20 protein-coding genes and 1 tRNA gene are annotated in these 24,724 nt (G+C 61.1%); 13 read left to right on the top strand and 8 right to left on the bottom strand.

Annotated features, from left to right (window positions below; all coding sequences use genetic code 11):
• The first annotated feature begins 22 nt into the window (after positions 1-22).
• The 6 genes from EC919_RS06865 (at position 23) to EC919_RS06840 (ending at position 6,789) form a co-directional block, all read left to right on the top strand.
• Positions 23-3,454 (top strand): dermonecrotic toxin domain-containing protein, encoded by a 3,432-nt coding sequence (locus EC919_RS06865; RefSeq protein WP_133772412.1) that lies wholly within the window; start codon positions 23-25, stop codon positions 3,452-3,454.
• Between the two features lie 161 nt (positions 3,455-3,615).
• Positions 3,616-3,834: a cysteine-rich CWC family protein gene (locus tag EC919_RS06860; RefSeq protein WP_133772410.1), complete on the top strand. Its 219-nt coding sequence runs from the start codon at positions 3,616-3,618 to the stop codon at positions 3,832-3,834.
• The gene (locus tag EC919_RS06855) at positions 3,824-4,516 is read left to right on the top strand and encodes a pseudouridine synthase (RefSeq protein WP_133772408.1); all 693 of its coding nucleotides are present in this window, start codon (positions 3,824-3,826) and stop codon (positions 4,514-4,516) included. Before EC919_RS06860 ends, EC919_RS06855 begins: the two co-directional genes overlap by 11 nt.
• Positions 4,517-4,598: 82 nt before the next feature.
• The gene (locus EC919_RS06850) at positions 4,599-5,483 is read left to right on the top strand and encodes an alpha/beta fold hydrolase (protein WP_133772406.1); all 885 of its coding nucleotides are present in this window, start codon (positions 4,599-4,601) and stop codon (positions 5,481-5,483) included.
• A gap of 186 nt (positions 5,484-5,669) precedes the next feature.
• Positions 5,670-5,743: transfer RNA gene (locus EC919_RS06845), tRNA-Gly, on the top strand.
• A 236-nt stretch (positions 5,744-5,979) separates the two neighbouring features.
• The gene (locus EC919_RS06840) at positions 5,980-6,789 is read left to right on the top strand and encodes an EAL domain-containing protein (protein ID WP_133772404.1); all 810 of its coding nucleotides are present in this window, start codon (positions 5,980-5,982) and stop codon (positions 6,787-6,789) included.
• A gap of 57 nt (positions 6,790-6,846) precedes the next feature.
• Here the strand turns inward: EC919_RS06840 and EC919_RS06835 are convergent, their stop codons facing one another.
• From EC919_RS06835 to EC919_RS06825, 3 genes are all read right to left on the bottom strand, one after another.
• Positions 6,847-7,617, bottom strand: coding sequence for an alpha/beta hydrolase (locus EC919_RS06835; RefSeq protein WP_133772402.1), 771 nt, complete (start codon positions 7,615-7,617; stop codon positions 6,847-6,849).
• Positions 7,618-7,980: 363 nt separating this feature from the next.
• Entirely contained in the window at positions 7,981-8,457 is a 477-nt protein-coding gene (locus EC919_RS06830) for a hemerythrin domain-containing protein (RefSeq protein WP_133772400.1), read from the bottom strand.
• Positions 8,458-8,714: 257 nt separating this feature from the next.
• Positions 8,715-8,912 (bottom strand): SPOR domain-containing protein, encoded by a 198-nt coding sequence (locus EC919_RS06825; protein ID WP_133772398.1) that lies wholly within the window; start codon positions 8,910-8,912, stop codon positions 8,715-8,717.
• 215 nt (positions 8,913-9,127) lie between these two features.
• On the opposite strand from EC919_RS06825, the gene EC919_RS06820 reads away from it, so the two are divergent.
• Positions 9,128-10,159 (top strand): DUF4917 family protein, encoded by a 1,032-nt coding sequence (locus EC919_RS06820; RefSeq protein ID WP_133772616.1) that lies wholly within the window; start codon positions 9,128-9,130, stop codon positions 10,157-10,159.
• Positions 10,160-10,194: 35 nt separating this feature from the next.
• Here the strand turns inward: EC919_RS06820 and EC919_RS06815 are convergent, their stop codons facing one another.
• Positions 10,195-10,425, bottom strand: a complete 231-nt coding sequence (locus tag EC919_RS06815; RefSeq protein ID WP_133772397.1) for a hypothetical protein — start codon at positions 10,423-10,425, stop codon at positions 10,195-10,197.
• Positions 10,426-10,816: 391 nt separating this feature from the next.
• Here EC919_RS06815 and EC919_RS06810 point away from each other — a divergent pair, with 391 nt between their 5' ends.
• On the top strand, positions 10,817-11,716 hold the full coding sequence (locus EC919_RS06810; RefSeq protein ID WP_133772395.1) for a DMT family transporter: 900 nt from the start codon (positions 10,817-10,819) through the stop codon (positions 11,714-11,716).
• Here EC919_RS06810 and EC919_RS06805 read toward each other — a convergent pair.
• The 4 genes from EC919_RS06805 to EC919_RS06790 all read right to left on the bottom strand — a co-directional run bounded on the left by EC919_RS06805 (position 11,713) and on the right by EC919_RS06790 (position 15,257).
• Positions 11,713-12,930, bottom strand: coding sequence for a class I SAM-dependent methyltransferase (locus EC919_RS06805; RefSeq protein WP_133772393.1), 1,218 nt, complete (start codon positions 12,928-12,930; stop codon positions 11,713-11,715). The two genes, EC919_RS06810 and EC919_RS06805, sit on opposite strands and share 4 nt — an antisense overlap.
• Positions 12,931-13,206: 276 nt before the next feature.
• A complete protein-coding gene (locus EC919_RS06800) occupies positions 13,207-13,824 on the bottom strand; it encodes a TPM domain-containing protein (protein ID WP_133772391.1) in 618 nt (205 codons plus the stop codon).
• 27 nt (positions 13,825-13,851) lie between these two features.
• On the bottom strand, positions 13,852-14,634 hold the full coding sequence (locus tag EC919_RS06795) for a TPM domain-containing protein (protein WP_133772389.1): 783 nt from the start codon (positions 14,632-14,634) through the stop codon (positions 13,852-13,854).
• A complete protein-coding gene (locus tag EC919_RS06790) occupies positions 14,634-15,257 on the bottom strand; it encodes a LemA family protein (RefSeq protein ID WP_133772387.1) in 624 nt (207 codons plus the stop codon). Before EC919_RS06790 ends, EC919_RS06795 begins: the two co-directional genes overlap by 1 nt.
• Before the next feature lie 281 nt (positions 15,258-15,538).
• On the opposite strand from EC919_RS06790, the gene bglX reads away from it, so the two are divergent.
• From bglX to EC919_RS27635, 5 genes are all read left to right on the top strand, one after another.
• Complete coding sequence (bglX, locus tag EC919_RS06785) at positions 15,539-17,836, top strand: beta-glucosidase BglX (protein WP_133772385.1); 2,298 nt, start codon at positions 15,539-15,541, stop codon at positions 17,834-17,836.
• Between the two features lie 44 nt (positions 17,837-17,880).
• The gene (locus EC919_RS06780) at positions 17,881-19,644 is read left to right on the top strand and encodes a sensor histidine kinase (RefSeq protein WP_133772383.1); all 1,764 of its coding nucleotides are present in this window, start codon (positions 17,881-17,883) and stop codon (positions 19,642-19,644) included.
• Entirely contained in the window at positions 19,638-20,984 is a 1,347-nt protein-coding gene (locus EC919_RS06775) for a sigma-54-dependent transcriptional regulator (RefSeq protein WP_133772381.1), read from the top strand. Before EC919_RS06780 ends, EC919_RS06775 begins: the two co-directional genes overlap by 7 nt.
• A gap of 1,721 nt (positions 20,985-22,705) precedes the next feature.
• Entirely contained in the window at positions 22,706-24,028 is a 1,323-nt protein-coding gene (locus EC919_RS06770) for an MFS transporter (RefSeq protein ID WP_133772379.1), read from the top strand.
• A 249-nt stretch (positions 24,029-24,277) separates the two neighbouring features.
• Positions 24,278-24,703, top strand: coding sequence for a hypothetical protein (locus tag EC919_RS27635; RefSeq protein WP_133772377.1), 426 nt, complete (start codon positions 24,278-24,280; stop codon positions 24,701-24,703).
• The last annotated feature ends 21 nt before the right edge of the window (positions 24,704-24,724 follow it).

The raw sequence follows: 24,724 nt of genomic DNA, 5'->3' as shown, positions 1-24,724 counted from the left end.
TTTCCCCGTGGCGCGATTTTTCATGAACGACAGCAGCAGCTCCCATCCCGCGAGCGGCCTTGACCTGACCTCCAACGACACCCTCCCCGATGGCAGCGCGTTCAGCGTTCCGCCGTTCGCGGAGCACGTGCGGCCGGCAAAATCCCTGGAGCCCACCGAAGTCGCGCCTGCCGCAGAACCTCACACGCTCAACCACAAACGATTGATGCGCCAGGCCGCCAGCCCGGTCGCTGAGTTGCTGTACGGATCGGTCTGGGTGCTGAAGGCCTGGCAACTCGATCTGGCGTTTCCGCCCTCGGTCGTCCGTCATCTGGATCAGAGGCTGGAGGAGACGCTGAAGGCACACGTTGGCGGCCCCATTGACATCGATGAACTGCACATCCGCTTCAGCACTGCGCTGGAGCCGGCCGTGGAGGCCGATGGCCGAGAGCGTTTCGAGTTGCGCCTGACGTTGCGCGAGCTGGGCCGGGAAGTGCTGAACCCGCCCGCGTTGCTCGCACTTCGACGCTGCGCCGAGGCTGATCGCCCGCTGTCGGCTTCGACGCCGGCCCTGACCGTCTCGGTGTTTTTCGAGCTGCTCATCAAAGCCCGATGGACAGAAGAACATGCGCAGATCCAGTGTCAGTTCTGGGCGCGGCACGGTGACACATGGGAGATGCTCGCCAAGCTGGCGTTTCTCGATGGTGTGACCCGTTTGCATTCACGCAAGCGCCTCGATAACGAGGGCCATCTGCTGGCGCTGGATGCGCTGGGGCTTAAACGTTTCCCGCAACACCTTCAGGACCTGCAGCCGATCAGGCCGCCTGCACGCTCGGTTGTATGCGGACTGGCGCTGAACGGCGAGATCATCCCCGGCATCTTCCATGTAAGGTCCAACACCACGGGGCATTGCTATGTCCATGTGCTGGGCAGCGCGCCTCATTGCCATGAGTACATCAGCGACGACGCGCCCTGGAAGCCGGACAAAGTGCTGGAAGCGATAAACGCATCGACCTGGCATCGGCTGAATCTCTCCCTCGAGGGCGCGCAAACCCTCCTCACGCTGACGGCTCCCTCGGATGACGTGTTCAGGCAACTGCGGGTCGCCCAGCAACGTTTCTGGGCAGCACCACTGACCGGCAACGATGCGGTTGAGTCGCCCGACGCACTCATTGACGACGATCACGCGGCGCTCATGCCCATCGAGCCAGCGCTGGCCTTGGTCAGCGCCCTCGATCACTGGCAGCACCATGAGCCGTTGCTGGCGCGAATCCCTGCGCCCCTCGGGGTGGCGAACCGGCTCATGGGCCAGTGGCTCAGGCGGATGTCGCCCCGGTTCAATCAGGTCCCGATGATGCAGATGCACGCGCTGGTCACAGACCCGCAGCGGGTGTTCGTCCGCTACCTGCCCGGCGCATCGAGGACGCCCTGGGGTCATGCGCGGATTGCCGCGGCGAACGTGATCGTCACGCCGGATGAAACGCCCGTCACGCTGGGTCAGGCATTGATGGGTCGGTTCATGGCACATCTGCCTCAGGGGTACGACGATGAAGGCGGTCGCTGGGTCGTCTATGCAGACCCGAGCGGCCAAGGGACGTGGTCGCCCGAGGCGGAGCTGAATATCAGCGCGGCCAGCGTCGAGGCGTACATTCAGGGCATCGACTTTCTCGAACTCATGCAGTGCCGACTCGATCAGTTCTGGCAGCAGCAACGCGCCGATATCGAGCGTTCGCTCTGGTCGACGTTCGTCAGCCAGGCGCTGCTGGCCCTCAAGACCGGCGATCTTGACGTGGACAGTTTCGGAAGGGTCATCGATGCCGTGGAGCAGGTTCAGCGAGGTCATCTGCCGGAAAAACCGCGTCCCGCGACAGCAGACATCCGCTGGAGCGCAGCAGGCTTTTATGTGGGCAACGGCCTGCCACTGGGCGCTGACTGTCCTCCCTGCATCGGCTTGCTGATGATCAGCGTTCCAGACCAGGAAGGCGGGGTGCTGTATCAGGCCGGACAGTCCACGCCCTTCGTGCCATTCAGCAATCGTCATCAGTTGATCAGCCATTTGAAGGCCGCAGCCGCCAACCCGGCATGGCGCGAGACGGTGCTCAACTACATGCCGCGCCGTTTTCGCCCCAGGCTCAGCTACATCCTCGAACTGTGGGGCGGCGTTCGTGCGCCGGCCGAACCGGTTTCGATGCTGCGCCCCTGGACCGAGCCGCTGTACAACCCGGACACCCATGCCGCCCGACAGCATCAGCTGTGCGAGCATGAGGTGTCCGGCTCGCCCATGGGATTCATCTGTGAGGGCCTGCGTCTTAACAGCCGGTACGACGCCGAGGACAGCATCGTGACCGACCGCGAGGAGGCCCTCGGCGCCTGGATTCAACACCTCAATCGCCTGCAACTGCTGTTGGCACCGATGGCCCTGGTGCTGCCGGCCGCCTCCCTCGCCGCGTTGACCGCCAGCGCGGCCAGCGTTGCGTTGAATGTCCAGGCGGCGAATCTCCCGGGCGATCGTCAGCAAGAACGTCGGCAGGCGTTGTTCGCCATTCTGTCCCTGGGGCTGTTGCACATGGCACCGGCCACGCCACGACTGTTCCAGGCGTTCAGCAAACTGGCAGCGCCGACTGCTGCCCTGAGCCGAGGGTTTGGGCGGGGGGTGCAACAGGGGCTTCGACGGGGGCTTGCGCGAGATCATTCCGCTCTGCCTGCCCGTCGTTTCGGGGACTGGCTGCGACGTGCGACCCAGGCGCGCAGAACGCTGATCAAGCCGTTTTTCAACGGGACTTCGCTGATGAAGACATGGCGTGTGGCGGGCAACACCGAATTCGGCACCTCAGCGGTTCAGGTGTGGAAGCTGGGGCGCAAGTTTCTGCTGTGGACATCGGACCGGAGCCAGGCACGGACGCTGGTCGTCAGCAGCCATGGGTATTACTTGCCATGGACGCGCACGACGGCCATTCCCAACGGCACCGAACTGCGAACCTTCGCGCCCCACGGCCATGAACTGGTTGACCCGATGCTGCACCGCATCGCCAGCCAGTCGGTTAGGCCCTACGCGATGCTGAACAGTACACAGACGCTGCCCGGCCCGGGTGTCGGGCCCTTTCCTGACCTGATCGCCCGGGACACGCTGATGGCCGGCACCTCGCTGCCAGGGCGCATCAAGAACTACACCCTGGCGAAATTTCAGAGCGAGCACTATGAGAGTTATCGGGACATCAGCCAGATCGTGCGCAACAGTCACCAGCCGCCGTTGCCCAGCCCGCTCCCCGCAACGCCCATGGATGTGCTGACCGTGCGCAACCGGTTCGGCATGGCCAACCCGACCCTGCAGGACCTGTTCGGGGAATTGCATCGGCAAGGGATTCATTATGACAAGATCCTGCTGGTGCATTGCCGCTGCCCTGCCGTGGGATCACTACTGGGGCGCTCCCCCTCTTTTGTGGCACCCAAGGGCCCGTCGCCGATCACCCCGTAGGCGCGTTGCCCGAAATCACAAGCTCATGGCACAAGGTCGGACCGCGCGCTAGCATTGGCGACGTTACAATCCCGCGTACATCTGATCGGCACGCAAGACTGGCGCTGTTTGGCGCAAGCCAGCGCGTTCATCACCCGCGACACTTGAAGGCCACGCCGTCCATGGACACTCCCATCATCGACACCCGCATCTGCCCTGTTTGCGGCGCCAGTAATCGCTGCACCCTGGCTGATCCGCGCACAGTGGATCAAGCCTGCTGGTGTTTTACCGTCGCTATTGATCCGGCGGTGTTGGCAGCGTTGCCTGAAGAGGTGCGTGGACAGGCGTGTCTTTGCCCGCAATGCGCAGGCGTTGAGGCGAAACGTCGCGATGCGTCTTGACCGTTTCCTCAGCAACCTGCCGCGCTTCAGCCGCAAGGATGTACGGCTGGCGCTGATCGCAGGCCGCGTGCAGGTTGACGGGTTGCCGGTAAAAGACCCACTGCATGAGGTGCGCGAATTCAGTCAGGTGCGGATCGACGACGAAGTCCTCCAGCTCGGCAAACCTGCCCGGTATTTCATGCTGCACAAACCCCAGGGCTGCGTCAGCGCGACCGTCGATCCGCAGCACCCCACCGTGCTCGACCTGCTGGATGAACCCGACAAGGACGATCTGCACATCGCCGGCCGCCTGGATTTCAACACCTCCGGGCTGATGCTCATCACCAACGATGGCCAGTGGTCACGCCGGCTGACGCAGCCGACCACCAAACTGGCGAAGGTCTATGACGTCGAGACCGAAGACGAAATCGGCGCGCACTACGTCGAAAAATTTGCCGAAGGTTTTTATTTCGCGTTCGAGAACCTGACGACACAGCCCGCCGAACTGACCATTCTCGCCAGTCATCGCGCGCGGTTGAGCATCGTCGAAGGGCGCTACCACCAGGTCAAGCGCATGTTCGGCCACTTCGACAACAAGGTGACCCGGTTGCACCGCGAAAGCATGGGGCCACTGATGCTCGACTCCGCGCTCGAGCCCGGACAGTACAGAGCCCTGAGTGCCGATGAAATCGCGTTGATCTGAAACCTGCGCCCAATTGCCTACCTGTCACGAAACCCGTGCAACGTGTCTACGCGCACCCGTTTTTTCGTCAGGAGACATGGAGATGAAGCCAGAAATCGCTGTGCTGGATATACAGGGCCAGTTCCGGGTTTACACGGAGCTCTATCGTGCAGACGCCGCCGAGAAGACCATCATCCTGGTCAACGGCTCGCTCGCCACGACCACCTCCTTCGCTCAGACCGTGCGCAACCTTCATCCGCAATTCAACGTCGTGCTGTACGACCCGCCTTACGCAGGCAAATCAAAACCTCACAATGCCCATGAACGCCCGCTGACCAAAGAGCTCGAAGGTCAGTTGCTTCTTGAGCTCATCGACCATTTCAACGCCGAACTGTTGCTGTCGTTCTCATGGGGTGGCGCGGCGGCGCTGGTCGCCCTGGCGCACCGGCCCAAGCGCATCGAAAAGGCCGTGATCAGCTCGTTCTCCCCCGTCATCAGCGACCCTCTGCGCGACTACCTCGAGCGCGGCCAGCAACACTTCAGCACCTATAACCGTCACGGCGTCGGGGAGTTGCTCAACAGCACGCTGGGCAAACACCTGCCCTCGCTGTTCAAGCGCTATAACCACAAGCACGTCAGCTCCCTGGATTTGCACGAGTACGCGCAGATGCACCACCACATCAACCATGTGCTGGACGCGAGCAATCACCCTCAGATGAAAGCGGCCAAGCGCATCAACGTGCCGGTGCTGTTCATGAACGGCGCGTGGGACGAGTACACCTCGGCGGCCGACGCCCGGCACTTCGCCCACTACATCCGCGACTGCCACTTCAGCACCCTTCAGGATGCCGGGCACTTTCTCGACATGGAGAATAAGGCGGCATGCCTGGCATCGAAAAATGCGCTGCACGCCTTCTTGACGCCCACGCCCGAACCCCGCCGCGTTCACTACAGAACGGGTCAGTCGCAACAGGCGTTTGCGGTGTGATTGGAATGGGAATGAAAGGGCAAGCAGAGCAGGGGAAGAATGGGTCTGTTGTGAACCCTGATGAGTGCCAGTGGACGGCGAATCAGGGGTGAACGAGATGACATTTGGCAGGTACGGCATATAACGCTTCAATTAACACGCGGCATCTGGTACAAAGTCAGCCGCTCCAAAGGCGTCGATTTAAAAGCGGGTATAGTTTAGTGGCAAAACGAAAGCTTCCCAAGCTTTAGTTGAGGGTTCGATTCCCTCTACCCGCTCCATCTCCTCCAGTGTTTCCGGGCCTTTCAGCCGCCCTTCTCTTCCAAAACACCCGCGATTCACCCTCCGACCTGTCCAAGGTCAAATGACTTCGAAACCCGTCTCACGCGTGGATTTCGTTACCGCTAATCACCTGCTGAAAATCCGCAGCACAGTTTTCGACCATGCTGCCGATACGGAGAAACCAGTCGCTCGAAATTCACACTTCGGCCGACGAAACCTCAAGGCAGTGACGATCATGCAACATATTCCCATGGCAACCTTCGAATCCATTGGCTGCGCTGAGTGTCGAAATCTGGAAGCGCTGGGATTCGACTTCACCATGGCATTCCAGCCTATTTTCAACGTCACCACGGGTGCGCCCTTCGCTTACGAGGCGCTGGTCCGTGGTGTCAACGGCGAGTCCGCTGCATTCATTCTGGGTCAGGTCAACGACGGCAACCGTTACCGTTTTGATCAGGCGTGCCGGGTCAGGGCCATTGAGCTCGCTACCCAGCTGGGCCTTCCCGCGATTCCAGACTGCAAGCTGAGTATCAATTTCCTGCCCAAAGCGGTGTATCGGGCGGAAACGTGTATTCGCGCAACCCTTGAAGCGTCCAGAACGTTCGACTTCCCGGTGGATCGGCTCATGTTCGAAGTCACCGAAGGCGAACGCGTCGAAGACCCGAATCATCTCAAGTCGATTTTCGAAGAGTACGCGCGGCAAGGCTTCACCACCGCCATCGATGACTTCGGATCAGGGTATTCCGGCCTCAACATGCTGGCGATGTTTCAGCCACAGGTTCTGAAAATCGACATGGCGCTGACCCGTGACATCGATCGGGACGGTGTCCGTCAGGCGATTGTTGAAGGGATTGTGCTGGTTTCCAAGCGTCTGAATATCACCGTTGTGGCCGAAGGCATCGAGACCTGCGAAGAGCGCGACGCCCTGCTGGATCTGGGCGTCGAACTGATGCAGGGCTACCTGTTTGCCAAGCCCATGATCGGGCGTTTGCAACCGATGCCGGTGGACCTGATAGGCGGCTCAAACGCTGTCAACGTGGCCTGATGCTCATGGCGACATTCGACGTTGCATGGGCTGCAGGTCAGTCGTAAACGCGATACGTCAATCCGCCGCGTGGGTCGCTGCCTGTTCGATCAACGCCGCCACTTCCTGGGGACGGGACTGGTACACCGAGTGACTGGCACCTTTGATCTCGATGGTGTGGCTGTTGGCCCGTTTGGCGTACATGCGCTCAAGGTCCGGGTTGATGATCCGGTCAGCCCCGGCCACTGCGTACCAGCTAGGTTTGGTTTTCCACGCGGGCACGCCAGCAGGGGTGGTGAACACTGACGCCGCGGTCGGCTCCTGGGAAATGGCTTCAAATTCAGCCTGAGCCTTGGGCAGGTCAGCCGCGAAGTCCGCCGGGTAGAACCCAGGATCGAGGGACAGGAAGCCGTCAGCGGTTTTCTTCACCGCCTTGGTAGCGTTGGGGTACAGCTTGCCGTTCTGCGCCTCGGTTTCACCCTGATCCAGCGCGTGGGCGGCGATGTAAACCAGTCCCACGACGTGAGCGTCGTTGCCAACATCGGTGATGATTGCGCCGCCATAACTGTGGCCGACCAGAATCGTCGGGCCATCCTGCTGATCAACGATGCGCTTCACCGCCGTCACATCATCGGCGAACGACGTCAGCGGGTGTTCAGCGATCGAGACGTTGTACCCATCCTTGCGCAGGATCTCGTAAACCGGCTTCCAGCCCGAACCGTTCACAAAGGCGCCGTGGACCAGCACGATATTCTTCGCCGGTGCAGCCTGCGCCGCACTGGTAACGCCCAGCGCCAGGGCGCCCGCCGTAAAGACGCTTAGCAGCAATGACGCGTTGATTCTGTTCATGGGGTGCTTCCTCAGGGTGCATTCATGGTCGGGGCCTTGACCGGGGTAGCTAAAACCTGGCCCCGCTCTTCGCTTTGAACCATTGAATGCGCTGCACGTATCTGCGGTGTGTCACCGAGGGGGAGCTTTTCAGTCAGCACGTATCAGCAAGGGGTCTGGATACACAGGTATACAAAGCTCGCGTTTTTTTGTGGGACCGGCTTCAGCCGGGAACAGGTCGGTTGCGCATCCGCCGCATTGAAAGTGTTGCAGCAGGCCTGAGAGGAACCAGGATGCAGGGCAAATCTCCACCTGGCCTATAGGCACAAACAGTCACCCACAAAAAAGCCCGGAAGACTCCGGGCTTGTTCATGCCATCAACGCCTACGCCGCAAGGCTAGGCGAGGACAGGGACTTCTTGTACTCAGCCTTCATCGCTTCCATCTGCGCACCCAGCTCTTCCAGCTTCTTCTTGCCCAGCAACTTTTCAGCTTGCGGGAACATCTCTTCCTCTTCTTCCTCGATGTGGTGCTCCAGCAGCTCCTTGACCACTTTCACACGACCGGAAAACTCCGGGGTGGCAGGGTCGGTTTGCTTGAGGTCCGGCAGCACCAGAGCGTCGACGGTGCGGTGCTCTTCCTTGGCTTCGTAGTACATGATGTCCTGCTCTTTGCCGCCCGCCTCTTTGAACGCCGGGTAGAGAATCTCTTCTTCGATCTTGGTGTGGATGGTGATTTCCATCTCCAGCTTGGCCAGCAAGTCGGTGCGTTTTTTGACACCGCGCTCAGTCGACTCGCTCAGTTGGGTCAAAATCGCTTTTACGCGTTCGTGGTCGGCTTTCAACAGTTCGATAGCGTTCATATGAATTTCCTCTGTATCACGGTAAGCGGATCGATCTAAGTGCCGACCCTGCAGGTTCGTAATGAGAGTTGCACCGAGCGTGCCGAAACAGCGAAGTATTGAAAAGCCCAATTAATCAAACAGATAGAAAAACCGGAAAACGGTGGAATCGTGCAGGCTGCATGAAACTTCCCAAACGGATAGTGCAATTCACGCGTTGATATACGGCTGATTGAGCTCCGGCACAACCAGAGCTCAAGTGGCGATAAATCGCGTCATTAGTGCGCTTTAGTGGCAGGTACTAGCGCCGTTCGCTCTTGATAGGCCGGCAACGAGGCCGCAAACGCCATGGCCTCTTCGCGAGTGGAGAACGAGCCTAATCGATCATGATGGGTGCAGACCCGCCAAGGCCCATTGTTCACGTTAATCACATCGTAGCCATTGAAGTGCGTCTTGCTGAGCAGTGCGGTGTGCATGATGATCTCCCCCTCATTCAAGAGAGTGTTATGGGTTGTCGGATAAAACCTTACACCCGCCATTGACTCTATAGACGTTACCGAGACCAGCGGCACCCTCCGCAAAATGGGCGGAAGCCGGGATGCCGCGTTGACAACACCGACCTGGGTTTCTATAAGTCCCCTCCGTTCTGGCGTCCGGTCAGTACCTGCTCACCTGAAAGCGAAGCGAGATGATGGAATTCACGGATTTTGATGCCGAACTGGCCGACTGGAACACGCTGCAAGCCGCCAATCCCTGCTCGGGACTGCTGCTGGGCAACGGCGCCAGTCTTGCCGTGTGGAAGAACTTCGCCTACGACTCGCTGTTCGAGCTGGCGCAGACCACGCGCAACAAACCCTTGAGCGCCACCGAGCTGGCGCTGTTCAAATCCATGGAAACGGAGAATTTCGAGCCCGTGCTCAGCGGCTTGAAAGTCGCCATGCGGGTCAATGCGGCACTGACAATTGGTTCGTCATCGCCACGAAATCGCTATTTCGCGATCAAGGAAGCCCTGATTCACGGCATCCGCTCGGCGCATATTCCCTGGCGCCTGATGGAAGCGACGACCATCGCCAGGATCAGCGAAGCCCTTAGCCAGTACCAGACCGTGTATTCCACCAATTACGACCTGCTGGCGTACTGGGCGGCGATGCATGGCGCGCAGCCGTTCGATGATCTGTTCGACGACGATGCGACATTCAACCTGCACCGCACCGACAGCCACGCGACGCGCATGTTGTACCTGCACGGCGGCATGCACCTGGTGAAGAACTTCGATGGCACGGCGCGCAAGCTGATGTCCTCGGAGAGCACGCTGCTGGGCAGTTTCGCGATCAACGCGCTGGAGGATGTGCCGCTGTTTGTCTGCGAGGGGCGCAGCGACGACAAGATGAAGATCATCCGCGGTTCGGACTATCTGTCGTTTTGCCACGGCCAACTGGCGCAGCATCAGGGCCCGCTGTGCGTCTTCGGCCACTCGCTGGGGAAACAGGATCGACACATCCTCAACGCCATTCTCCAGGCCCGCCCCCAGCGCATCGCCCTCTCGGTGCTGCCGCGCAGTGACGCCTTCATCCAGCACCAGAAACGCCGCTACAGCGAACTGTTTGAAGGGCAGAACATCGAGCTGACATTCTTCAACGCCACCACCCACCCGCTGGGCGATCCGGCGCTTGCGGTGCCGGTGGCGCGGTTGAAGGAAGCGTTGGAGTTGAAGAAGGGCTGAGGGGAATCGCTTCCAATCTTCCCAGCCCCTGCCCTTTACTCGTTACCTTCCGACAACGACCCCACCACCACTGCCCCACCCTGAGTGTGATTTTTGACGCTGGTGGCGACCGATTCGGTGGTCAGGCGCATGCTGCTGAGGGCGGCGAGTCGGTCGCTGCCCGTCGTGTGCACGACGCTGCCTGACCAGTGAGCTGCCGCCGTTGCCATCCATGCGAAAAGGAATAACACGACACCCTGCAACGCCCATTTTTCGATAACCGACACGATGGTTCTCCTGGCTGAATTCGACGGCATCAATTTGACCTTCAAACTGTTGCAGGAACGTTGCATTCAACTTCTGCACCAACATTTATAACGATTCCGTCCGCAGTCACAAAATCCTCGAAAACGGCAGTTCCACCCTCGCCTCCCGTACGCGATTCCCGGCTAAAGCCGGTCCCACTGAGTGCAGTTTCTTCCCGGGTAATGCCGGTCCTACAAAGGCTACTGCCCGACTTGCTGGATGCACGCAATTCAAACGTAGGACCGGCTTCAGCCGGGAAGCCTTTGGAAAGTGTACGGACGATTCCGCACGCATCTGTAAAGGGCCGCCACTCCGGTTGTGTGGCTGAATAAGCGTGCGTTTCGCACCAACAAAAACAAGGCACGCCCCCCTATGTCCTCTCGTGAAAACACCGGAATGGTCCTCGGACTGATCGGCGTGGTGATCTTCAGTCTGACGCTGCCCATGACCCGCATCGTGGTGCAGGAAATTCATCCCTTGCTCAACGGGCTGGGCCGCGCCTTGTTCGCGGCGGTACCGGCGGCGGCGTTGTTGCTGTGGCGCAGAGAAAAATGGCCGACCCGCGCGCAGTTCAAGGCGTTGATGGTGGTCGCGCTGGGGGTGATCGTCGGGTTCCCGGTACTGTCGGCCTGGGCCATGAAAACCCTGCCTGCCTCCCACGGCGCACTGGTCAATGGCCTGCAACCGCTGCTGGTTGCCGTCTACGCCGCATGGCTCTCCCACGAACGCCCGTCGAAAGCCTTCTGGGCCTGCGCGGCCATGGGCAGCATTCTGGTGCTGGGCTACGCGCTGATCAGCGGTGCCGGCAATCTTCAGGCCGGTGATCTGCTGATGGTCGGGGCGGTAGCGATTGGCGGGCTGGGTTATGCCGAAGGCGGCCGCCTGGCCAAGGAGATCGGTGGCTGGCAGGTGATCTGCTGGGCGCTGGTGATCTCAATCCCGGTGTTGATCGCGCCCGTCGGCTATCTGGCGTGGCAGCACCAAGGCCCGATTTCTCCCGGCACCTGGTGGGCGTTCGGGTACGTGTCGCTGTTCTCGCAATTCATCGGCTTCTTCGCCTGGTACGCCGGGCTGGCCATGGGTGGCATCGCGCGGGTCAGCCAGATTCAACTGGTGCAGCTGTTCTTCACCATGGCCTTCTCGGCGCTGTTTTTCGGTGAGCATATCGACCCGACGACCTGGATCTTCGCCGCCGGTGTCGTGGTCACGCTGGCCATCGGGCGCAAAACAGCGGTGATTGCACCCAAACCCGTCGCCGCCGCTCGCGTTTAGCCGAGCAGTCCGTCCGCCTGGAGCAAGCGCTCCAGGCACTGCTCCTGAATGCCGTAGAACACTTTCAGCTCCTGAATCTTCGCCAACAGCTCGGCAGAATCCGCCGGGGTGGCGCGCTTCACCGCCAGAATCATCTTGTTCTTGTTGGTGTGCTCCAGGGAGATGAACTCGAACACCTTGGTTTCATAGCCGCACGCCTCCAGCAGCAATGCGCGCAGGGCATCGGTGACCATCTCGGCCTGCTGGCCCATGTGCAAACCGTATTGCAGCATCGGCTTGAGCAGGGTCGGGCTCTGGATCTGCAGGCGGATCTGTTTGTGGCAGCACGGCGAACACATGATGATTGAGGCGCCCGAGCGGATGCCGGTGTGAATCGCGTAGTCCGTGGCGATGTCGCAGGCGTGCAAGGCAATCATCACGTCCAGTTCGCTGGGCGCCACCGAACGCACGTCACCGCACTTGAACACCAGACCCGGATGCTCCAGCTGCGTGGCGGCGTTGTTGCACAGCGTGACCATGTCCTCGCGCAACTCAACGCCAGTGACATTGCCTTCGGCCTGCAAGGTGTTGCGCAGGTAATCGTGAATGGCGAAAGTCAGATAGCCCTTGCCCGAACCGAAATCCGCCACCGTGACCGGTCTGTCCAGCTTGATCGGTGAGGTCGCCAGCGCGTGGGAAAACACTTCGATGAACTTGTTGATCTGCTTCCACTTGCGCGACATCGCCGGGATCAGCTCGTGTTGCTTGTTGGTCACGCCGAGGTCGGTCAGGAACGGCCGGCTCAGTTCCAGATAACGCTTCTTCTCGCGGTCATGCTCGGCGGTCGGGGCTTCTCGTTCTTGCTGGGCCTTGTTGCGGAAAAGCGTGCTCTTGCGCTTCTTGCTGAACTCCAGCTGCACTTCATCGGTGAGCGACAGCAGATGAGCGTTCTTGAAGGACTCGGGTAGCAGGCTGGCGATCAGCGTCTGCGCCTCGGCGAGGGGGTGATTCTTGGTGATGTCGCGTGTCTTGTAGCGATAGACGAAGGACAGGCAAGGCTGATCCTTGACCGTAACGGGCTTGATGATGACCCGCTGCAACTCCGCTTCACTTCCGACGTACTTGGCCAGCACCAGTTTGATCAGCGAATTTTGCGTCAGGCAGGTGTCCAGCAGACTCAAGAACTGAGCGCGGTGGTCCTGCGCAGGAACGGTGGCGGGTGCGGTAACGGACATCGGAAAGCGCCTCAGGAGCGGAAATGCGAGGCGCTATTTTAGGCGGGTCGTGAGCAGTAGGTGCAATTAATTCGGATCAGATGACATGCGGGAATCCCTCTTGTCCTGACACCACGCGGTCGCACAGCGACACCCCTCTGTGGGAGCCGGCTTGTTGGCGAATTCGTCTGGTCAGGCGCTGCAATATTGACTGCTCGATCGGGTTCGCCAGCAAGCCGGCTCCTACAGAAAGCCGTATGGGCCGCCAAGATCTGCGCTGCAGCGATCAAGCACGACTCAGTCTAAAACAACCAACCGATTCGGCAACTCGTTGCGCGCCTGGGTCACGGGCACGTGCTCGCTCAGCACGTCGCCGCACGAACGGATGCACCCTACAAAACCTTCCAGAATCCGGCCGTCCTTGACCTGCCGGGTGAAGGTCTCGACCATCGCGCGCCAGACTTCATTGTCCACCCGCCGGGCAATGCCGTCGTCAACGATGATCTCGACATAGCGCTCGGCTTCGCTGACAAAAATCAGCACGCCGGTGCCATTGGCGGTGGCGTGCAGGTTCTGTTCAAGAAACTGCCGACGCGCCAGATTGCCCGCCCGCCAGTGCCGCACGCGAACAGGCACCAGCCGCGTAGTCATGCCCGGCAAGCGGCACACCAGCGCCACGACGATGAATGTGACAACCTGCACCAGCAGCAAATGATTGGCACTGAGCCAACCGGTCAGCAGGTTGATCAGCCCCGGCACGAGCAGCGCAATGACCCCGGCCCAGATCAGCGGCACATAGGTGTAGTCGTCAGCACTGGTCGCCAGCACCGTCACCAGCTCCGCGTCGGTCTGACGCTCGACGGTTTCGATGGCGTGGGCCACCTGCTGCTGTTCGTCTTTATTGAGCAATGTCATGCAAGCAAACCCTTCCTGAGCGAACGACTACCAGCCACCGGAGGCACCGCCCCCGCCAAATCCACCACCGCCACCGCGCATACCGCCCGAGCCCGAGCCCGAGCCGGTTGAGCCGAAGCCGCCAGAGCCGCCAGAACCGAAACCGCCGAAGCCGCCGCCACCGGAGCCGATGGACCTGCCCCGCCCGGAACGTGCGCTGATGTAACTGATGACCACGAACAACACCAGAAACAGCAGAGTCACTTTCCAGTCGACGCCTTCGTCCTCGCTCGCCGCGGCACTGCCGGTCGCGCCGACCGCGGGCTCGGCGAGGGGATCGCCGCCCAGCACCTGCACCATCGCTTCGGCGCCTTTGGAGATACCACCGACAAAATCGCCCTGACGGAACGCCGGAGTGATGATCTGATTGATGATCACCGATGACTGCGCGTCCGTCAGGCGATCTTCCAGGCCATAACCCACTTCGATGCGCACCTTGCGCTCGTCCCGGGCGACCACCAATAAGGCGCCGTTGTCCTTGCCCTTCTGCCCGATGCCCCAGTGACGACCCAATTGATAGCCGTAGTCCTCGATGGTCGAGCCCTGCAGGTCAGGCAAGGTGACCACTATCACTTGCTCGGTGGTCAGTTCTTCATGGGCGCGCAGCATCTGTTCAAGATGCTCTTTGCTCGGGCCGTCGATCATCCCGGCGGTGTCGACGACGCGCCCGGTCAGCGGCGGAAACGTGAGATCGGCTTGCGCCCACTGGGCAAACACACCCACCGACATCGCCAGTAACACGGCCAGCACTCCCCGGCGCGCGCGTCCCATCAGAACTTCACTTGCGGCGCTTTGTCAGCGTCAGCGGCAGTGGCTTCGAAGTTCGGGCGCACCGGCAGATCGCTGTACATCACGGTATGCCACAGACGGCCCGGGAAGGTGCGGATCTCGGTGTTATAACGCTCGACCGCCGTGATGAAGTCGCGACGGGCCACCGCGATACGGTTTTCCGTGCCTTCAAGCTGGGACTGCAGCGCGAGGAAGTTCTGGTTGGATTTGAGGTCCGGATAGCGCTCCGACACCACCATCAAGCGGCTCAATGCGCCGGTCAGCTGACCTTGTGCGTCCTGGAACTGCTTGAGTTTGGCTGGATCGTTCAGCGTGCTGGCGTCCACCTGAATCGACGTCGCCTTGGCCCGCGCTTCGATAACAGCGGTCAGGGTGTCCTGCTCTTGCTTGGCGTAGCCCTTCACCGTTTCCACCAGATTGGGGATCAGGTCGGCGCGGCGTTGATACTGGTTCTGCACCTGTGCCCAGGCAGCCTTGACCTGCTCGTCGTAAGTCGGAATGTTGTTGATCCCGCAGCCGGACAACAGGGTCGTCAGCAGCAGCATCAACGCCAGTGACAATTTGTAACGACTGCCCCGGCCGTGGTCATAACGCTCTGTTTGCATGGCGTGCGTGCTCCCTGTACTCATCAATAGTTAGTCCTGTCAGTCATGACTTTAGCCAAACCGGACGATCCCCGGCATAATCCCGCCCCATCGCGTTGTCGGGGCGCTGGATTGCCGGGCCACAATCAGATAAAACTCGTTGCGCTACTGATGCTCATATGAGGCAGGAGTTCAGCGACGTTGCCGTCCTGACGACAATAAAAACCAAAGGTTCGACACCTACAACAATGGCTGACCGGTATTACGCGCGAGTTGCCGGCAACGCCTTGAGAAAACCATTCATGAATAAGCTGTGTTTACTGAGTCTCGTCATCGGCCTGGTCAGTCAGTCCGCTTGGGCCGAAAGCGCCACCACCGGCGTCGGCACCGCTTCCACGCTGCCAGCCAAGAATGCATTCATCGCCAACCTGATGAAGCAAATGACCCTCGACGAGAAGATCGGTCAACTGCGCCTGATCAGCATCGGCCCGGAGATGCCCAAGTCGGAAATCGTCAAGGAAATCACCGCAGGCCGCATCGGCGGCACGTTCAACTCCGTCGTGCTGCCGGACAACCGCGCCATGCAGGACGCCGCCGGGCATAGCCGCAACAAGATCCCGATGTTCTTCGCCTACGACGTCGTCCACGGCCAGCGCACCGTATTCCCGATCAGCCTGGGTCTTGCGTCGACCTGGGACATGAACGCCATCACCCGCACCGGTCGCGTGTCGGCGATCGAGGCAGCGGCCGACGGCGTGGACATGACCTTCGCGCCCATGGTCGACATCACCCGCGACGCACGCTGGGGCCGCAGCTCCGAAGGCTTCGGCGAGGACACCTATCTGGTGTCGCGCATCTCCGCCACCATGACCCGCGCGTTTCAGGGCACCAGCATGCAGGCGCCCAACAGCATCATGGCGGTGGTCAAGCACTTTGCCCTGTATGGCGCGGTCGAAGGCGGTCGCGACTACAACACCGTCGACATGAGCCCGGTGCGCATGCAACAGGATTACCTGCCGCCTTATCGCGCTGCCATTGATGCCGGCGCGGGCGGCGTAATGATCGCGCTCAACTCCATCAACGGCGTGCCTTCCACGTCCAACGCCTGGCTGCTGCAGGATGTCTTGCGCAGGGATTGGGGTTTCAAGGGCGTGACCGTCAGCGACCACGGCGCGATCAAGGAGCTGATCGACCACGGCGTGGCCAAGGACTTCCGCGAAGCCGCCAAGCTGGCGATCAAGGCCGGTGTCGACCTGAGCATGAACGACAAGGCCTACGGCGAAGAACTGCCGGGGCTGGTGAAGAGCGGCGAAGTGTCGGAGAAAGAAGTCGACAATGCCGTGCGTGAAGTGCTCGGCGCCAAGTGGGAAATGGGCCTGTTCGCCAATCCGTACCTGCGCATCGGCGCGGCGGTCGATGACCCTGCCGACCGTAATGCCGAGAACCGTTTGCACCGTGCCGAGGCCCGCGATGTTGCGCGCAAGAGCATCGTGCTGTTGAAGAACCAGAACGACACCCTGCCGCTGAAGAAGCAAGGCACCATCGCCGTGATCGGGCCGCTGGCCAAGAGCTCGATGGACATGCTGGGCAGCTGGTCGGCGGCCGGTCTCGCGCGTCAGACCGTCAATGCCTATGACGGTATCGCGGCGGCGGTCGGCGACAAGGCCAAGCTGATTTATGCACTGGGCTCCAACGTCACCGACAACCAGCACGCCATCACTTACCTGAACAAGATGGACGACCAGATCGCCATCGACCCGCGTCCCGAGCAGGACATGATCGACGAGGCGGTGAAAGCCGCGCAGCAGGCGGACGTAGTGGTCGCGGTGGTCGGAGAGTCGCGCAACATGTCCCACGAAGCGGCAAGCCGCGTGGATCTGGTGATTCCGGGTCGTCAACGTGAGCTGATCCGCGCGCTCAAAGCCACGGGCAAACCGTTGGTGCTGGTGTTAATGAACGGCCGGCCGCTGGCGCTGGGCGAAGAAAACCAGCTGGCCGACGCCATGGTGGAAAGCTGGTTCCTCGGCACCGAGGGCGGCAATGCCCTGGCTGACGTGCTGTTCGGCGACTACAACCCGTCCGGCAAGCTGCCGATGACCTTCCCGCGTTCCGTGGGCCAGGTGCCGGCCTACTACAACCACCTGAACACCGGTCGTCCGTACCGCCCGAACGATTCGAACTACACCTCGAACTACTTCGAAGAGCCGACCAGCCCGCTGTTCCCATTCGGTTATGGCCTGAGCTATACGCAGTTCAGCGTGTCGGACATCACCCTGTCGATCAACAAGATGACCCGCAAGGACAAGCTGACCGCCAGCGTCATGGTCAAGAACACCGGCAAGGTTGCCGGTGAAACCGTGGTCCAGCTGTACCTGCGCGATGTCGCCGCGTCGATCAGCCGCCCGGTGAAAGAGCTGAAGAACTTCCAGAAGGTCATGTTGAACCCCGGCGAAGAGAAATCCGTGAGCTTCACCCTGACCGAAGAAGATCTGAAGTTCTTCAACCCGTCGCTGAAGTACGCGGCCGAGGCGGGCGAGTTCAAGCTGATGATCGGCCTGGATTCGGAGAACGTGAAAGAGACGACGTTCAATTTGCTGTAAGGCAGGAATCCGGGGGCGAATGCGCCAGCCACTGAAAGGAGGTCATGCCCATGCCCCGTTCCGCCCGCCTTGTTCTGTATGTGTTGCTGATCCTCGCCGGCACCGTCATCGCGGCGACGCTGGCGATGCATCAGGCTCAGCGGCACACCCTGGAGGACGATGCTGAACGCTCCCGGGACCGGCTGGCGCTCTACGCAAATACGCTGCAAACCCTGATCGAACGCTACCGGGCACTGCCGGCGGTTCTCGCCCTCGATCCGCAACTGCGGACGGCGTTGAGCGGCCCGGTCAGCGCCGACACCACCCAGGCGCTCAATCTCAAACTGGAGCAGATCAACGGCGCTGCCCAGTCCTCCACCCTGGAACTGCTCGACCGCAACGGCCTTGCCGTCGGCGCCAGCAACTGGCGTTTGCCGAGCAGCTATGTGGGCCACAACTACGGCTTTCGCCCCTACTTCACACAAACCCGCGCCAACGGCGTCGGTCGCTTTTATGCCGTCGGCGTGACCAGCGGTATCCCGGGCTATTTCCTGTCGAACGCAGTGCGTGACGAGGCCGGGCAGTTCATCGGCGCGATGGTGGTCAAGCTGGAGTTTCCGGACCTGGAACATACCTGGGCGCAAAACGATGACCTGCTGCTGGTCAGTGACGCCAAGGGCATCGTTTTCATCGCCAATCAGCCGAGCTGGCGCTATCGGGCCCTGCGACCACTCACCGATCAGGACCGCGCCGAACTGGCCAGCACGCGTCAGTACGACAAGCAGCCGCTGGCGCCCTTGCACCAGGAGCCGCTGCGTACGTTCGGCGAGAACAGCCAGCTCAGCCGCGTCGACGCGCCCAAGGAGCAGGCGGATTTCTTGTGGCAGTCGATGCCGCTGCCGACCGAGGGCTGGACCTTGCACCTGCTGCGCAAACCCCAGCCTGCCAATGAAGACGTGCGCAATGCCGGGCTCGCGGCGGCGGGCATCTGGCTGACGCTGGTGTTTCTCGGGCTGTTTCTGTATCAGCGCTGGCGCCTTGGACGGGTGCGCCAGCGCAGTCGCGAAGAGCTCGAGCGGTTGGTCGAAGAACGCACGCGGGACCTGCAAACCGCGCAGGACGGTTTGGTGCAGTCGACCAAGCTGGCGGCGCTCGGGCAGATGTCCGCCGCCCTCGCCCACGAAATCAACCAGCCGCTGACGGCGCAGCGCATGCAACTCGCCACACTGCGCCTGTTGCTGGAGCATGGCCGTGTTGACGATGCGTACAAGGCGTTGAGCCTGCTCGATCAGCAACTGACGCGCATGGCCGCGCTCACCGGCCACCTGAAAACTTTCGCCCGCAAAAGCCCCAGCGGCCTGCGCGAGCGCCTCGATCTGGCCACCGTGGTCGATCAGGCGTTGCTGTTGCTGGACACACGGATTCGCGAAGAGCGCGTCAGCTGTGTGCTCGACCTGACGCGCCCGGCCTGGGTGCGCGGCGACGCGATTCGGCTGGAACAGGTGCTGATCAACCTGATGCGCAACGCCCTGGACGCGATGGGTGACAAACCGCTCAGGCGTCTGGAAATCCGCATCGACGCGCAAAGCGAGCACTGGTGCGTCTCCGTCATCGACAGTGGCGGCGGGATTGCCGAAGAACACCTGGCCAACGTCTTCGATCCATTCTTCACCACCAAACCGGTGGGCGACGGCCTGGGCCTGGGGCTCGCGGTTTCGTTTGCCATCGTGCATGAGCTGGGCGGCCGGCTCAGCGCCGAAAACATTAACAACGGCGCGCGGTTTTTCTTCTGTCTGACCAAGGCCCCGGAGGCCGACGCCCCATGCTGAACTCGGTAATCGTGGTGGATGACGAGGCGCCCATTCGGGAAGCGGTGGAGCAGTGGCTCACGCTGTCCGGGTTCGAGGTGCGCCTGTTCAGCCGTGCCGAGGATTGCCTGGCGCAACTGCCGGAGCACTTTCCCGGCGTGATCCTCAGCGATGTGCGCATGCCCGGCATGGATGGTTTGAAGTTGCTGGCCGAATTGCAGCGGCGGGATCGCGATTTGCCGGTGATCTTGCTGACCGGCCACGGTGACGTGCCGATGGCCGTGGACGCCATGCGCGACGGCGCCTATGACTTTCTGGAGAAGCCGTTCACCCCGGAAACCCTGCTCGGCAGCCTGCGGCGGGCATTGGAAAAACGCGCGCTGGTGCTGAAAAACCGCGCGCTGCTTGAACAGGCGGATAACCGCTCGCGTCTGGATGCAACGCTGCTGGGCATGTCGCCGACCATGCAGACGTTGCGACGGCAGGTGCTGGACCTCTCGCCACTGCCGGTCAATGTGCTGATTCGCGGCGAGACCGGCAGCGGCAAGGAAATGGTTGCGCGTTGCCTGCACGACTTCGGGCCCCGAGCCGATAAGCCCTTCATTGCGGTCAACTGCGCGGCGATTCCGGAGCAGCTGTTCGAAGCCGAGCTGTTCGGCCACGAAAGCGGCGCGTTCACCGGCGCCCAGGGCAAGCGAATCGGCAAACTGGAGTACGCCCACGGCGGCACGGTGTTTCTCGACGAGATCGAGAGCATGCCGCTGGCCCAGCAAGTGAAATTGCTGCGGGTGATTCAGGAGCGGCGCATCGAACGACTGGGGTCGAACCAGAGCATCGACATTGATGTGCGCATCATTGCCGCGACCAAACCTGATCTGCTGGACGAAGCCAGGGCCGGGCGTTTCCGCGAGGACCTGGCGTATCGGCTGAACATCGCTGAGTTGCGCCTGCCACCGCTGCGCGAGCGGCGAGAAGACATCCCGATGTTGTTCAGCCACTTTTCGCGGAATGCGGCTGAGCGCCTCGGCCGCAGCGCGCCGGTATTGAGCGGTGAACAGCTGAGTCACCTGCTCAGTCACGACTGGCCCGGCAACGTGCGCGAGCTGGCGAATGCCGCCGAGCGCCAGGTATTAGGGCTCGACGGTCGGACTGTAGAAAGCATCCCGGTGGGTCAGTCGCTGGTGGCGCAGCAAGAAGCGTTCGAAGCCCACTGCATTCGCTCGGCGCTGACACGGCACCGGGGCGACATCAAGGCGGCCATGCACGAACTGCAACTGCCCCGCCGTACGCTGAATGAAAAGATGCAGCGACATGGATTGGTGCGCGAGGACTTCCTGGCTGAAGGTCATCCACAGATCTGATCTGAGTAGGACCGGCTTCAGCCGGGAAGAGGCCAGTATGTGCAACGACAGCTCGTTGGCCACCGCTGATCGGTGTAGGAGCGCGCCTGCCCGCGAAGAGGCCGGTACATCCGACGCATACGGGTCGTCCGTGCCTACGCTTTCGCGGGCAAGCGCGCTCCTACATTCAGATATGGGGCCCGTCAATTGCTCTGCGGCGTGACACCCGCCGCATTCCTGGCCAAAGCCTGGCCTACCCAGAGCATGCGGTGTCCGTAGGACCGGCTTCTGCCGGGAAGAGGCCAGTGCCTGCCACCACAGCTCGTTGTCCACCGCTGATCGGTGTAGGAGCGCGCTTGCCCGCGAAGAGGCCGGTACATCCGACGCATACGGGTCGCCCATACGTCCGCCTTCGCGGGCAAGCGCGCTCCTACATCCAGGTGTGCACGTCATTAAATCTGCGGGATGACACCCGACGCATTCCCGGCTAAAGCCAGTCGTACCCAGCGCATGCGGTGTCCATAGCACCGGCTTCAGCCGGGAAAAGAGCCAGTGCCTGCCACCACATCTCATTGTCCACCGCTGATCGGTGTAGGAGCGCGCCTGCCCGCGATGAGGCCGGTACATCCAACGCATATCGGTCGCCCGTACGTAGGCCTTCGCGGGCAAGCGCGCTCCTACATTCAGGTGTGAGGCACGTCATTGAATCTGCGGTGTGACGCCCGACGCATTCCCGGCTAAAGCCAGTCGTACCCAGCGCATGCGGTGTCCGTAGGACCGGCTTCAGCCGGGAAGATACCAGCGTCTGCCACCAAAGCTCATTCGTCCACCGCTGAACGATGTAGAAGCGCGCTTGCCCGCGAAGAGGCCGGTACATCCGACGCATACGGGTCGTCCGTGCCTACGCTTTCGCGGGCAAGCGCGCTCCTACATTCAGATATGGGGCCCGTCAATTGCTCTGCGGCGTGACACCCGCCGCATTCCTGGCCAAAGCCTGGCCTACCCAGCGCATGCGGTGTCCATAGCACCGGCTTCAGCCGGGAAAAGAGCCAGTGCCTGCCACCACATCTCATTGTCCACCGCTGATCGGTGTAGGAGCGCGCTTGCCCGCGAAAAGGCCGGTACATCCGACGCATACGGGTCGTCCATACGTAGGCCTTCGCGGGCAAGCGCGCTCCTACATCCAGGTGTGAGGCACGTCATTAAACCTGCGGGATGACGCCCGACGCATTCCTGGCCAAAGCCTGGCCTACCCAGCGCATGCGGTGTCCGTAGGACCGGCTTCAGCCGGGAAGATACCAGCGTCTGCCACCAAAGCTCATTCGTCCACCGCTGATCAGTGTAGGAGCGCGCTTGCCCGCGAAGAGGCCGGTACATCCAACGCATATCGGTCGCCCATACGTAGGCCTTCGCGGGCAAGCGCGCTCCTACATTCGGATCTGGAGCACGTCATTAAACCTGCGGTGTGACGCCCGACGCATTCCCGGCTAAAGCCAGTCCTACCCAGCGCATGCGGTGTCCGTAGGACCGGCTTCAGCCGGGAACTGACTTCGATACTGTCAGAACGGGCCATGAGCGGATTTTCGCTCATGGGTATCAGGCAACAAGCGGATATCCGCTTACCCTCACCACCATTACCCCTCTAGCCCGTGGCTTTCAGCCTTTGGCACAGCTCCTGCTATCACTGTCGTCAGACCGCCTCGATGCGTTCCTTCTAACAACAATGACCTGCAGGAAATCCCATGGCCATCCCCAATTCTGCCTCCCACGGAACGGCTGCCACGCCAGTCGCCGAGAAAACCACCGGAAGTCGTCTGAAATCCATTTTCAGCGGATCGGTCGGCAACATGGTCGAGTGGTACGACTGGTACGTCTACGCCGCCTTCTCCCTCTACTTCGCCAAAGTCTTCTTCCCCAAAGGCGACACCACCGCCCAATTGCTCAACACCGCCGCGATCTTTGCCGTGGGCTTCTTGATGCGTCCTATCGGCGGCTGGCTCATGGGCCTCTACGCGGACCGCAAAGGCCGCAAGGCCGCGCTGATGGCGTCGGTACTGCTGATGTGTTTCGGTTCGCTGATCATCGCCCTCACCCCCGGTTATGAAACCATCGGCGTCGGCGCCCCGATCATGCTGGTGTTCGCCCGCCTGCTGCAGGGCCTGTCGGTGGGTGGCGAGTACGGCACCTCGGCGACTTACCTCAGCGAGATGGCGACCAAGGAACGTCGGGGCTTCTTCTCAAGCTTTCAGTACGTGACGCTGATCTCCGGCCAGCTCATCGCGCTGGCGGTGCTGATCGTGCTGCAACAGACACTGACCACCGAACAGCTGCAAACGTGGGGCTGGCGCATCCCGTTTGGCATTGGCGCGTTGTGTGCGGTGGTGGCGCTGTTCCTGCGTCGCGGGATGGAAGAAACCGAGTCGTTCACCCGCAAGAAGGACAAACCCAAAGAAAGCCTGATGCGCACCTTGATGCGCCATCCGAAAGAGCTGATGACCGTCGTCGGCCTGACCATGGGCGGCACGCTGGCCTTCTATACCTATACGACCTACATGCAGAAGTACCTGGTGAACACGGTGGGCATGAGCATCACCGATTCGACGACGATTTCTGCCGCCACGCTGTTCCTGTTCATGCTGTTGCAACCGGTGATCGGCGCGCTGTCTGACAAGATTGGTCGGCGCCCGATTCTGATTGCCTTCGGCGTGCTGGGCACTTTGTGTACCGTGCCGATCCTCACCATGCTGCATACCATCCAGAGCTGGTGGGGCGCTTTCTTCCTGATCATGGCAGCGCTGATCATTGTCAGCGGCTACACATCGATCAACGCCGTGGTGAAAGCCGAACTGTTCCCTACCGAGATCCGTGCGCTGGGCGTCGGCCTGCCGTATGCACTGACGGTGTCGATCTTCGGCGGCACGGCCGAATACATCGCGCTGTGGTTCAAGAGCATTGGCCTGGAGACTGGGTACTACTGGTACGTCACGGCGTGCATCGCGGTGTCGTTGCTGGTGTATGTGTTCATGAAGGACACCCGCAAGCACTCTCGGATCGAGACCGACTGATCCGAGACAGGGCTGGCGAGCGGCTTCGATCAGCGCTTCAAGGCAGTGAATCAAGGGCAGCTCACTCATCATGAGCTGCCCTTTTGCATTCGCTGGTGCGGCTAAGTGCATGAATAACGATCGCTTTTCGCAGTATCAATTTCAGCGATGATCGCTACCAATACGATTGACTTCTTAATAATTCCGAGGCGAGTAAAGTTCACTCCATACCGAGTTACCCACTAACTAAATCGATCTGGAGCAACTACCATGAAAACTAACAAACTGATCTTCGGCCTCGCTTTCTCCCTTCTTGCCAGCAGCGCCTTTGCACTTCCCGCTGTTGATGCAAACCACTCTGTTAATGCTGCGGTCGTTGCAGAAAACGGCTCGTCCCACACTAACATCGGTCGCGTTGCTGCTGACGGCTCTGACCACGTAGGCGCCAACCGCCTCGCTGCTGACGGTGCCGACCGTGTCGGTGCAAACCGCCAGGCCGCTGATGGTTCGGACCACGTAGGTGCCAATCGCCTCGCCGCTGACGGTGCCGACCGCGTCGGTGCAAATCGCCAGGCCGCTGATGGCTCGGACCACGTAGGTGCCAATCGCCTCGCTGCTGACGGCGCTGACCGTGTCGGTGCCAACCGCCAGGCCGCTGATGGCTCGGACCATATTGGTGCAAATCGTCTGAGCTGATACCTCCGTGACGTCCTCTCA

Source organism: Pseudomonas graminis (assembly GCF_004364335.1).
In the GTDB taxonomy this organism is placed as follows: domain Bacteria; phylum Pseudomonadota; class Gammaproteobacteria; order Pseudomonadales; family Pseudomonadaceae; genus Aquipseudomonas; species Aquipseudomonas graminis_D.
This window is presented reverse-complemented; position numbering and strand designations above follow the sequence as displayed.